9 protein-coding genes are annotated in these 11,805 nt (G+C 70.6%); all 9 read left to right on the forward strand.

Going from position 1 to position 11,805, the window contains the following annotated elements:
- Window positions 1-307 precede the first annotated feature (307 nt).
- Window positions 308-1,072: a hypothetical protein gene (locus tag Acit_RS07425; protein WP_248107542.1), complete on the forward strand. Its 765-nt coding sequence runs from the start codon at window positions 308-310 to the stop codon at window positions 1,070-1,072.
- 336 nt (window positions 1,073-1,408) lie between these two features.
- Window positions 1,409-3,454, forward strand: coding sequence for a glycosyltransferase (locus tag Acit_RS07430; RefSeq protein ID WP_446650470.1), 2,046 nt, complete (start codon window positions 1,409-1,411; stop codon window positions 3,452-3,454).
- A 265-nt stretch (window positions 3,455-3,719) separates the two neighbouring features.
- The gene (locus tag Acit_RS07435; protein WP_312710138.1) at window positions 3,720-6,074 is read left to right on the forward strand and encodes a DUF6541 family protein; all 2,355 of its coding nucleotides are present in this window, start codon (window positions 3,720-3,722) and stop codon (window positions 6,072-6,074) included.
- The gene (locus Acit_RS07440; RefSeq protein WP_248107549.1) at window positions 6,071-6,688 is read left to right on the forward strand and encodes a hypothetical protein; all 618 of its coding nucleotides are present in this window, start codon (window positions 6,071-6,073) and stop codon (window positions 6,686-6,688) included. Before Acit_RS07435 ends, Acit_RS07440 begins: the two co-directional genes overlap by 4 nt.
- 136 nt (window positions 6,689-6,824) lie before the next feature.
- A complete protein-coding gene (locus tag Acit_RS07445) occupies window positions 6,825-7,409 on the forward strand; it encodes a hypothetical protein (RefSeq protein ID WP_248107552.1) in 585 nt (194 codons plus the stop codon).
- Between the two features lie 45 nt (window positions 7,410-7,454).
- Window positions 7,455-8,765 carry a hypothetical protein gene (locus Acit_RS07450; protein WP_248107555.1) on the forward strand — a complete coding sequence of 437 codons (1,311 nt, stop codon included), beginning with the start codon at window positions 7,455-7,457 and terminating at the stop codon, window positions 8,763-8,765.
- A 10-nt stretch (window positions 8,766-8,775) separates the two neighbouring features.
- Window positions 8,776-9,849, forward strand: coding sequence for an ATP-grasp domain-containing protein (locus tag Acit_RS07455; RefSeq protein ID WP_248107558.1), 1,074 nt, complete (start codon window positions 8,776-8,778; stop codon window positions 9,847-9,849).
- Window positions 9,850-9,869: 20 nt separating this feature from the next.
- Complete coding sequence (locus tag Acit_RS07460) at window positions 9,870-10,583, forward strand: HAD family hydrolase (protein ID WP_248107561.1); 714 nt, start codon at window positions 9,870-9,872, stop codon at window positions 10,581-10,583.
- Window positions 10,580-11,794: a non-hydrolyzing UDP-N-acetylglucosamine 2-epimerase gene (gene wecB, locus Acit_RS07465; RefSeq protein WP_248107564.1), complete on the forward strand. Its 1,215-nt coding sequence runs from the start codon at window positions 10,580-10,582 to the stop codon at window positions 11,792-11,794. Before Acit_RS07460 ends, wecB begins: the two co-directional genes overlap by 4 nt.
- Window positions 11,795-11,805: the final 11 nt, after the last annotated feature.

Consider the following 11,805-nt stretch of genomic DNA (forward strand, 5'->3'; position numbering starts at 1 on the left):
ATGGTTCCCCGACCAGGGCCGATCCGGTTCTCGGCGCCTTGAATCAAGACCATCCCAAGGTTGACTACTTGGAGTGGTCATCGTAGAGTGCGGACGTCGGGTCGGGAACAGCCCGGCAGCGTGGGAGCGGGGCACAAGGGGTGTCCCGGCGGGGAGCCCGAAGGGGGGATGCCAAGGCAGGACGTCTGCGGGGGCCGCACCGGCGGTGCGGAGCACGAGATCGCAAGAACGACGGAGAACGACACAGCACCCGCCCGTTGCCGAGGAGGCGAGCCGGCAGGTGCCGAAGCAGGAGGTCAGAACGACGATGGGGAAGCCCACGAACGGCGGGAAGCGACTGGCCCGCCGGACGATCCAGGGAGGCATGGCAGCGGTCGGGGCCCTCGGCCTCGCGGCCGGCATGGCCGGGGTCGCGGGTGCCCAGACCAATGGCGGCACCCAGAGCATCACCGACACCTTCGACTACACCTGCACGGTGTCGACCCCAGCTATCACCTTGACCGACCAGACGGCGACGGTGGTCTTGGACGTCACCGCCCCGCAGGAGGTGAGCCCCGGGCAGAGCTTCACGGTCCAGGCCACCTCTCAGACGACGCTGCCGTCGATCATTGCTGCGACGGCCTCGGGCCTCGGGATCACGAGCGTGACCGTCCAGTCGGTGAAGGCCGAGGTCGACGCCACCAACGTGACCCCGACGAGCACGACGGACACGAACACCCAGACCCCGACGGTGACGACCTCGGAGCTCACGAGCCCGATCTCGGTAGCCCTGGCACCCCTCAGCTTCACCGCAGGGAACACCCCGGGGACGGCCACTTTCACGGCTGGTGACATCACCGTCGTGTCCGTCATCAGCGGTGGTTCGCTGAACGGGGACGACGCCACGCTGACGTGCACCCCGCCGAGCAACAACACCATCGGCACCGTCGACATCGTGTCGTCCGGCACGTCGACCGTCCCGGTCGGTGCTGTGGGCGGCGCTGCGCTGGCCGGTCTTCTCGGCGTCGGCGGTGGCGTGGCCTACGTGGTGCGGCGTCGGCGGACCAGCCCGGTGGCCAACGGGATCCGCTGAGGATTGATGCAAGACGGGCAGTGGGGTGCCGTTCACGGACGAGCGGCACCCCACCTGCTCGGCGGGTGAAATCGCTAGGGACGGCATGGTTACAACACGGGAAGTGAGCGGGATCTGATGGCGATCACGGGAATCCGGTGGCAAGAGGAGCGAACCTCGCCGACCGTGGTTGCCGAGCAACTTTCGTTGGTTCGGCGGGGACTCCGACTGTTGCGGGCAGAGCGACGCTACACCTGGGTCCTGCTGGCCATGGCCGGCCTGGGAATCCTCGGGGTGGCGGTCCTCGGCGTCCCGACCATGGGATCGCTGATCGGTTCGGTCCTGCTCGTCTTGTTCATGGCCTACTTCGTTCGGCACTTCTCGTTCGCCGTGGCCGCGCTGAAGAGCGGTCCTGCGGATCTTGCTGGGGCGTCCTTGCCGCTGCTCGAGGACCCAGCCCGGCTCCCGACCGTATCGGTGCTGGTTGCGTGCAAGAACGAGGAGGCTGTGCTCGATCGGTTGCTCGACGCTCTGCTCGCGCTGGAGTACCCGCGAGACCGCATGGAGTGGATCCTGGTGGACGACGGTTCGAGCGACGGGACGGGGTGGCGCCTGGATCAACAAGCCCGCCGTACGCCTCGGTTCACCGTCTTGCACCGTCCGCCAGGGAGCACCGGGGGGAAGTCGGGGGCATTGAACGAGGCCCTCGCCGTGGCGAGCGGTGAGATTGCCGTGGTTTTCGACGCGGATCACCGGCCCCGGCCGGATGCCGTTCGGCGGCTCGTTCGCCACTTCGCTCATCCCAAGGTTGCGGCTGTCCAGGGCCGCTGCGTGATCTCCAATGCCCAGGACTCCCCCCTCGCTTCCCTGGTGGCCTTGGACTACTACGGCGGCTACTTGGTCAACGAGTACGGCAGGCAAGCGGTTGGCGGTCTTCCGGCCTACGGCGGGGCAAACGGCGCGGTGCGGACGTCGCTCCTCCGCTCGATGGGTGGCTGGAACGAGGACTCGGTCACCGAAGACACGGACCTGACGATTCGGCTGCTGTTGCACGGCTACCTGGTTCGCTACGACGTGACCGCGGTCGACGAAGAGGAAGGCGTCGTCACGTTCCGCCGTTTCTGGCGGCAGCGCTACCGCTGGGCTCGGGGGCATCAGCAGTGCTGGCGGGACTACCGACGGGCGGTCTGGCAGTCCCCCCACCTGGGGCTCGCGGAGAAGATCGAGACGACGATGTTCCTCTACGCCTTCCACATGCCGGCGGTCGCTGCCCTGGGGCTCGTGGTGATGATCCTCTGGGGCCTCGGGATCGCGGCGCCGGCGGTGGCATCGCTGCTCTTCGTCTACACGATGATGCTGTTCCTCGGGCCGCTGGTCGAGATCGGGGGCGGCATGATCCTGGCTGGCGAGACCAAGCGGTCGGCAGCATCGTTGGCCTGGTTCCTACCGTTGTTCTTCGTCTCGATGGCGATCTGCACCAAGGCTTGGTTCGACGGCATCGTCGGTCGGCACTACTCCTGGGTGAAAACGGCTCGGAGCGCCGAACGACACGGGGCGGGGATCCAGCGGGTCGGTGAATCCGGCTTCCAGCCACGGACCGCTGGAGCAAGTGCCTTCGCGGCGGTGCCGGACGAGCNCGGTCGTCACGGCGACAGAAAGGATGCGAGGAGCATGAGCGGGCTGCAGGTTGTAGCGGTGGGAGCCCACCCCGATGACATCGAACTGGGCTGCGGGGGAGCCCTGCTGGCCCATCGGCGGGCCGGTGACCAGGTGACCCTCTTGGTGATGACCGATGGTTCGATCGGACCTCAGGGGACGAACTCCCGACGCGAGGAGCAAGCCGAGGCGGCCCGTCTCCTCGGTGCCGAGCTGGTCTGGGGCGGGTTCCGGGACGGGGCAGTGCCCGATGGCGTCGAGGCGGTTTCGCGCATCCAGAACCTCATCGACGAGGTCGGCGCCGACATCGTCTACACCCACAGCCTGCACGACACCCACCAGGACCACCGGGCGACCGCCCGAGCCACCTTCGCCGCGGCGCGGCGGGTGAGCCGGGTCCTTTCCTACGAAGCACCCTCGAGCGTGGACTTCACACCGGTGGTCTACCTGGACATCGACGGGCTGGTTGAGGCCAAGCTCGAGTTGGTCCGGGCGCACTTGTCCCAGGTCCTCGGCTGTGGCCTGGTCGACCTGGACGCCGTGGAGGCCCAGGCGCGCTACCGGGGCTTCCAGGCCCGGGGCAGGATGGCGGAGGCCTTCGAAGTCCACCGCTTTCTCTGGAGCCCGGATGAGAGCAGCGGGGCCCTGGCCGAATCGTCGCTGGGCGGTACGACCAGCGCGATTGGTGATGTCCCTGCCGTGGATGGGGCGTTTCCCGCAGCGGCTCCGGCACCCGCCAGGCCCTGACCCTCGACGTCCCGAGTCCGGTTCACGGCGAGCTGGCGAGTCGGCGAGCCGGCGAGCCGGGAACCGGTGCCCGTCGTCCGCGCTGCTCATGGGGATGGCAGGACCATTCATGGTTCGATGTGCTGTGCGGCTCCTCAGAGCACGCCGGGACTCGGGGATGCCAGGCAGAACGAAAGGTGGCTCTGCGCAATGATGTGGCCACGCTATGTGGTGAAAGTAGACCGCATCCCTGCTAGCATGGTCGTCCATCGAACCCGCTTCTGGTATGCAACCGGCGACCGTTGACTCCCCAGGGGTCCTGGTCCTCGGCGCCAGGTCGAGGACGGCAAGCGAGCGGCAGGTCGAGGAGCAGCGGCGTCGGTGGCCTGCCAAGGTTGGGCGGCTCGCCCTTGACCTCGTCCTCCTCGCAGCGCTGCTTGTTGCGACCTGGGAAGTGGGGGTTCGCTCGACGGACTTCGTGGGGACGCCCAAGGGAGCTGACGCCCTCGATCACGCGTCGACGGTGAAGCTCCTCATGCAGGACTTCCCCCACGTCCTGTGGAACCCAGCCTGGTTCAGCGGCATGAAGCTGCTCCCTGGCATCTACCCGCCGCTGTACCACTTGATCATTGCGACTGCGGTCGCCGCCTCGGGCACGACGATCGAGCACGCCATGGTGGTGTGCACCGCAGTCGCTTTCCTCGTCATGACGGCGAGTGCCTACGGCTTCGTCCGGCTCATCTCCCGCAGCTCCGCCGCTGCGGCCGTCGCCGGTGCCGTGGTGCTCGCCGTGCCGGCGTTCTGGCAGCCGTCCCTGCGATCAGGTGAGTACCCACGCCTGATCGCCATGGCATTCGCCTGCCTAGCGACATTCTTAGCCGCTCTCTACACGAGGAAGCCGGGCAGGCTTCGCCTGACGGCTGTCATCATCGCAGCGACGTGCGGCATGTCGACGCACGACCTGACCGGCGGGCTCGGTGTCCTGCAGGTGCTCGGGGTGCTGCTGTTCGTCAACTACCGGCCCCTCGCGGAGCGCATCAAGGTGGTTGCCGGGGTGGCCGCAGCGGTCGCTGCCATGGTGCTCTGGCTGTACCTCCCCACCCTCGTCGGATTCCACGCGTACTACCTCATCCCCCAGCCGAGGTTCGTACCGAACACGGGCACGTCGTATCGACGGCTCTTCGAGACCGTTGGCAGCTCGTTGAAAGCCTTCTCGCCTCTTCTCCTCCCTCTTACCTTGCTGCTCATGGCAGCCGCCGCATGGTTCGCGTGGCGGCGCTCCTCGTTCTCGTCGAAACGATTCAGGCAGTGCGTCGGTGCGTCGGCCGCGATGCTGATCGTGGCACTCGTCGTCCTCACCTACGCCTACATCGGCCGGTTCACACACGCCGACCTCGAGATCGTCGGGATCTACCCGAACGACATGTTCACCTATGCGGCGTGGCCGCTGGCCACGACCTGCGGTCTGCTCCTGGCGGCGTTGGCATCGGAGCTGCGGAGCCGGCTCCGCTACCTCTGGCGGAGCGCGCTCTACGTGGCACCAGCCCTCGCAGCAGTGGTCTGTCTGGTTGCTACCGTTCCCGTCCTCAAGCGGGACGCCTTCTCCTACCAGCAGACCGCGGAGATCCAACTCCCGATCATGCCCGGGAGCAACGGCACGAAGCAGTATCGGTTGGCATTGACCGACGCGACCGAAACCAGCTGGATCAACTTCTTCACGAACGTGCCCGAGGTCGGTGGACCATTCAACCAAGGAGCGGTGAACTTCACCTGGTCGTTCTGGGCTGAAAGCGTGCTCTCCAACGATCCGCCGAGCGTCGCTGAGATGAAGTTCATGCTTAACTGGAACGCGGTTCGCTGGATCCAGGCGGGCTCCGGACCGAGTGCGTACGGCTTCTATCAGGACCACCCCGCGTTGTTCCGCTACGTCGGTCCGAGCGCGGACAACACCTACCACAACTTCGTCGTTCGCCAGACCAGTCCCATCCTCGCGGCGACCGACGCGCCACCCGTCCTGATCGTCGGGAGCGCGGAGAACTACAACCTCTTACTTCGTGCGTTGGCTTTGACCGACGTCGGACCGAACACTTTGATCCCGGTCCAGGGTGAGGCAAACCTGAACGACTACAGCCTCAAGGAGCTGGAGCAGTTCCCCGAGATCTTCCTCTACGGCTTCCAAGCCTCGAATCCGCGGCAGGCAGCGAAGCTCCTCCGTGGTTACGTGCGCCATGGCGGGGGGCTGGTGATCGACGTGGGTGGCGCGGCCGGGTTGGCAGCCGAGCTGGCCAAGGACGGGGCGCCCCTTCCCGTGACCAAGTGGCGGTCTTTCGAGCTCTACCAGTCGTGGCACTTCGCCCCGTCGAAGAGCTCCTTGCTGCGCGGCATCGACTTGGCCAAGTTCTCCCCAGCCGTCTACGCCCAGACGTTCCCGTACCTCGTCGAGGGCGCGAGCCAGCGATCCCCCGGTTCGAGCGTGGACCTGTTGTCGGACGGGCGGCCGGTCCTGGTTGACGAACACGTCGGGAAGAGCACGGTCATCGAGAGTGGGCTGAACCTGCCCTATCACGACGACACGTTCTCCAACACGACCGAGTCGTCCCTCTTGGCTCGCCTGCTCCTCTCGTCGATCGCCCGCTCGTGACCACGGACGCCGATCTCCTCCGGACCGCCGGGGCCGAAGGCGTGCTCTTCAAGGAGGACGACAGCCCCGGATGGCATGCCTACGTCGACGGACGACCCTCATCGGTCTACCCGGCTGGTCTCGGGTACATGTATCTCCGTTTGGAGGGCTCGTCGTCGCCAGCGACCGTGCGCTTCCAGTACGAGCTCTCGGGGAGCGAATGGGCGACGATCGTGACGGCGCTCTTGGCGCTGGTCGTGCTTGGTGCGTACCTCATCGGCGTTCCCCTTCCGCGAAGGATTCGTCGGCGCCTTGAACGGGCGAAGAAGGACATCCGGGCGACCTTCCGGGGCAAGAGCGACGCGATCCGGCTCCAGCGGGCCCGGGTGGCGGAGCTGCTCGCCGATCCTGCGCCGGACGTTCGGCTGCAGGGGCTGTCCCTCCTCCGAGGAGAACCTGCGCTCCAGCCCTACGGGGACCTCCTCCTCGAGGAGGCACGGACCGAGCGTGACGACGAGTGCATCCAAGCCCTCGTTGCCCTGGTCGCGGCTTTCCAGTGGGAACCGATCGCCTCGCCAGAGATCGCCAAGCTCCGGCGCTGGGCCGCCTCGGTCCACCGCGCCACCAGGGTCTAGCGACCCCGGTCGCCAGGGCCGACCATCGGTGGTGACGCAGCGTCGGATCACGGTGTAAGATAACTACGTTGCGTGGGAGACGTTGCGAACGCTGCGCGTTGCATTGTCGAGTCGGGGGATCCGCGAAGGAGAAGCGATGAGCACAGGGCGGATGGCCATGCGGCAGGTGTTGCTGGTCATGGTCTTCGTCGGGGTGGGGTTCTTGATCCTCGAGATGCCCTTCCGCCTGATGGAGGTTGCGCTGTCCGGCGGCCTGCTGGCGGCGCTGCACGTGCCGGACGTGCTCGGGACAAGCGGCGTGGACATGTTCGTCCACCACGCCGGGACCTCCCAAGAGATCGAGCTGATCCTCGCGCCCCAGTGTTCGTCGCTGCCGGCCGTGCTTGCCATTTTCGGCTTGGCCTACCCGATGGCCCGGGTCACCGGTCCCCGGATCTACAAGGGAGCGGCGCTGGCCTCGGCGATCGCGCTGGTCGGCAACATCGTGCGGACCGACGCAGTGATCTTCGTCGGGGTGTTCTTCGGGTTCATCGCTTTGGTGCTGTTCCACACCTGGGTGGCGGCGATCTTCGACTTCGCGGCGGTGCTCCTCGGCTGGATCCTGATGGTCCGGATGCAGTTGCCCGCCGACCGGGACGTGGCTGGATCGGGGCGGCCGGGTCCACCGCCGGCTGCTGGCGGACCGGCTGGTCGGGTGCTTCCCCTCTCGGAGCGGCCCTGAGCGAACCCCCGAGGACCTGGCGGCGTACCTCGGTGGGAGTCGGGCATGGATGACGTCACGATCGCCAGCGCCGGTGTCGGCGCGGTCTTGATCGCGAGCGCCTGGCAGTGGCGTCGGGCTGTCCACCGCCGGCTGCGGGCCGACGTCGATGCCGGGCTGGCCTCCGCCGACCCGAGGGCTCGCCTGGAGGCGGTCACCCTGGCCCGCCAGCTGGGGGACGACGCGGTCCTCGGCCGGTTGGCCGTCGCCCTGCGATCGGAGACGGACCATGAGGTGGCGCGCGCCCTGCTCGACGCCCTGGCGTTGCACCGGTGGTCGCCCGCGGGCGCTTCGGCCCTGGCCGAGCTGGTCGCCGGGGGTGCTGCCGTGGCTCGGGGCCCTGGGTTCCTCGACGGTGTCCGTCGCGAGGTGCTCGTCCCCTCGGGTGCCGATGAGCGCTCGAGGGGACGGGTGATCGTCCTGGATGCGGGGAGCGCGGTCGGCCAGGTGGTCACGGCGGCGCTGGCGCGCCTCGGCCTCGAAGTGCGCGGGGTGTCCTTCGAGGCGTTCGACGCTGCCGGGGTCCGGGCCCTGGGCGTCCGGCGGCCCCGGTCCGACGGGAGGGGCCCGGCGGGGTTGTGGCTTCTGGCCCCCACCGGTCGGAGCGTCGTCCAAGCCATGGACCGGTCGCGGGAGCTGCGCAGTCTCGGGATCGCTGCGGTGCTGCCGGAGCGCCTTGGAGCGGCGAGCTCGTCCGCTGACCTCCCCGTGGCCGGTGAGGGACCGCTGGTGCGGGGGGAGGTCCTGGACCGCGGGTGGGACCGCTCCCGGGTGGATCGTCTCGCCGTTGCACCGAAGGAGCGCCTGCCCTGTGTCGTCGAAGCGGTCGTCGGGGACCGGGGCCTGCTCGGGGCGGCCACCATCGCCTTCGTTCCCGAGCGGCCGACGGGGCCCAGCGGCGCGGCTGTCCATCCCCTCCGGGCAGTCGTGCTCGAAAGCCCCGAGGCGGTGACGGTGCTCGACGCGTGCGTCCAAGGTCGTGGCTATCGGGGGCCGATCCATGCCCTGGCGTGGGTCGGGGGCGGGCGACCCGTTCGGTTGGTGGCGCTCGCCGCTGGCTTCTCGCCGGCGCTGGAAGCGGCCGAGCGGGCTGGTGCGGGGCTGGTCGGGACGTGGTGCCGGGCCGTGGTGGGTGCCGACCACCGCGCACCGAACGCCGTCCTGGCGCCCACCATTGTCGTCGGCCGACCCCCGGCGAAGCGGGTGAGCCGCCCACTGGCCTCGGTCGGATCCCTCGCCGGGGCCCCTCGCTGGCGAGTGGCGAGCGGTCCGGCGGATGGGTTGGGGTCGATCGGCCGAACCTCGGTGGACGGCTAGGGTCCGCCCAGTGACCCTGGCTGACGGGCAGGTCGAGGAGACCGGGCCGGTCCTCGTGACCGGGGCCGGGGGGCCAGCCGGCGTGAGCGTCGTGCAGGCCCTTCGGCGAGCCGGGGAGCGAGTCCTGGCCGTCGACTGCGACCCGGGGGCGGTCGGTTTCCACCTGGCCGATGCCTGGGCGGTGGTGCCGGCCGCCAACGAGCCGGGGTTCGGCGACGCCCTGGCAGCCGTGGCCCGGACCCACGAGGTCGCCGCGCTCGTGCCGACCGTGGCCGAGGAGCTCGCGGCCCTGGTGGCGGCCGAACCTGCCCTGCGGGACCTGGGCGTGGCCACCTGGTTGCCCCCCCTCGGGGCGGTCGAGACCTGCCTCGACAAGTGGCGCTTCGCCGAGGTCCTCGTTGACGCCGGTGTGCCGGCCCCAGCGACCGCCCGGCGGGTGGGGGGGGCCTGGCAGGTCGCGGGTCAGGGCGAGGTCGGGGGACCGGCCGAAGCGGTCCCCGGCCCCTGGGTCGTGAAGCCCCGGGCCGGCCGAGGCTCCCGGGACGTCCTGGTGGCCCGCGACGAAGAGCAGCTCCGGGCTGCCCTGGCCCTGGTGCCTGACCCGATCGTCCAGCACCGGGCCCCGGGCCGGGAGTTCACCGCCGACCTCCTGGTCGGGCAAGACGGCAAGCTCTGCGGGTGGGCCGCCCGGTGGCGCCTGGAGACCCGGGGCGGGATCTCGACCCGAGGCGAGACCTTCGAGGACGCCGCCGTGGTCGAGGTGGCCCGGGCCGCTCTCGGGGCCGTGGGCCACCGGGGCCCGGCCAACCTCCAAGGGTTCGCCGACCCGGCGACCGGGCAGGTGCTGGTGACCGAGATCAACCCTCGGTTCTCCGGGGGCCTGCCGCTCTCGTTGGCAGCCGGGTGCGATCTCGTCGGGGAGTACCTGCGGGCGGTGCGGGGCCAGCCGATCCGGCCGGAGCGCCTGCGGGCCCGGCCCGGGGTCCGCATGACCCGCTACTTCGCTGAGGTCTTCGAGGGCCTGGCGGGGCCGTCGGCGAGCGCCCGAGGCGCCGCCACCGGGCCGGCGGAGGCACCGTCGTGACCACGGCAGGGTTGCGCGGCGTGCTGTTCGATCTGGACGACACCCTGGTGCCCCAGGCGACCTGGCTGGCCGGCTGCCTGGAGGCGGTGGTGGCCGAGGCCCAGACCCAAGAGCCCGGGCTCGACGCCCAGGCGTTCCGGCGAGCCCTCGCCGCCGAGGCCGCCGCCGGATCGGCCCGAGGCGGACTCATCGACCGGGCCCTTGCGGCCGTCGGGTCCGTCCAGCCGGTCGGGCCGCTGGTGGCGGCCTTCCGGGCCTACCGCGCGCCCGAGCTCGCCCCGTTCCCCGGCGTGGAGGACCTCTTGGACCACCTGGCCGGCCGATGGGCCCTGGCGCTCGTGACCGACGGGGACCCGGGGATCCAGCGGGCCAAGCTGGCGGCCAGCGGCCTGGGCCGGTGGTTCGAGGTCGTGGTCCTCGCCGACGAGCTGGGCCGGGCCAGGCGCAAGCCCCACCCCGAGCCCTACCGCCGGGCCCTGGCCCAGCTCGGGCTGCTGCCCGGCGAGGCGGTCTTCGTGGGAGACCGGCCCGAGACCGACCTCCTCGGGGCCGCCGCCCTGGGGCTGGCCACGGTGCGGGTCACCCAGGGAGAGCACCAGGGGACCCCGGACGTCGTCCGTCCCGACGCCACCGTCCGGGCGGTGGCCGAGGTGGGCGAGGTCCTGGCCCGCTGGTCGACCGGGGACCGACCGGGGTCAGCGGCGGCGCGACCCAGCGAGGTCGGGGTCGGGTGACGGTGGGCGGTCTGCAGCGCGTCCTCGTGCCCTTCGGGACCCGGCCGGAGGTCATCAAGCTGGCGCCGGTGGTGGCCGCCCTGCGCTCCCGGGGCCTCACGGTCCGCACGGTGGCCACCGGCCAGCAGGCCACGGCGACGATGGCCGACCGGTTCTACGAGGAGCTGGGCCTCGTGCCGGACCAGCGCATCGAGCTGCCCGAGGAGCCCGCCGCCCGCCTGGGCGAACTGCTGCATCAGGCAGCCCGGGTGGTCGAGGACGAGGCCCGAGGGGGCGCCGAGCTGGTGCTGGTGCTCGGCGACACCTTCACCGTTCCGGTCTTCGCCCTGGCAGCCCGCCGGAGCCGCCTGCCGGTGGCCCACCTGGAGGCCGGCCTGCGATCCTTGAACCCCACCTCCATGGAGGAGGTCAACCGGCGGGTCGGGGCGGCCTGCGCCTCGTTGCACCTGGCACCGACCGAGCTGGCCGCCGGCCTGCTGCTCCTCGAAGGGGTCCCGGCCGCACGGATCAAGGTGGTCGGGAACCCCGTCCTCGACGTCGCCCGGGCCACCGGCGTGACCCGCCAGCCCCCCGAGGCCCGCCAGGGGATCGTGGTGACCGCCCACCGGGCCACGAACGTCGACGACCCGGCCCGCCTGGCCAACCTCGTGGCCCTCCTCGAGGCCCTCGGCCGCCGGCACCCCCCGGTCCGGTTCCCCGTCCATCCCCGGACCGCCGACCGCCTGCGGGCCTTCGGTCTGGCGGACCGCCTCGCCCAGGCGCAAGGGGTCGTCCTGAGCGAGCCCCTGGGCTACCAGGCCATGCTCGAGGCCATGGCCGCCTGCCAAGTGGTGGTCACGGACTCCGGCGGGATCCAGGAGGAGGCCGCCTACCTGGGGGTGCCGGTGGTGGTCCTGCGGCGCTCGACGCCCCGCTGGGAAGGAGTGGCCCTGGGCGCTGCCGTGCTGAGCGGCCTGGACCCCGAGGAGGCCCTCGCCGCGGTCGAGCGGCTCGCCACGCCGGCGGAGCAGGCGCGGGTGGCCGGGCTGCCCTGCCCCTACGGCGACGGCCGCGCCGCCGAACGGGTCGCCGACGTCCTCCAGGACCCGGCCACGAAGGACTTGCTGGCCCTCGAGGAGCCCGACTTCCGCCGGGGCCTGCCCGAGGTGGTCCAGGCGGCCCTGGACCAGGTGGCCGCCCAGGGCGCGAGCCTCTGGGTCCCCCGGGGCTGAGACCGGCCCCC

The sequence above is a fragment of the Aciditerrimonas ferrireducens genome (genome assembly GCF_023130475.1).
Lineage (GTDB): Bacteria > Actinomycetota > Acidimicrobiia > Acidimicrobiales > UBA8190 > Aciditerrimonas > Aciditerrimonas ferrireducens.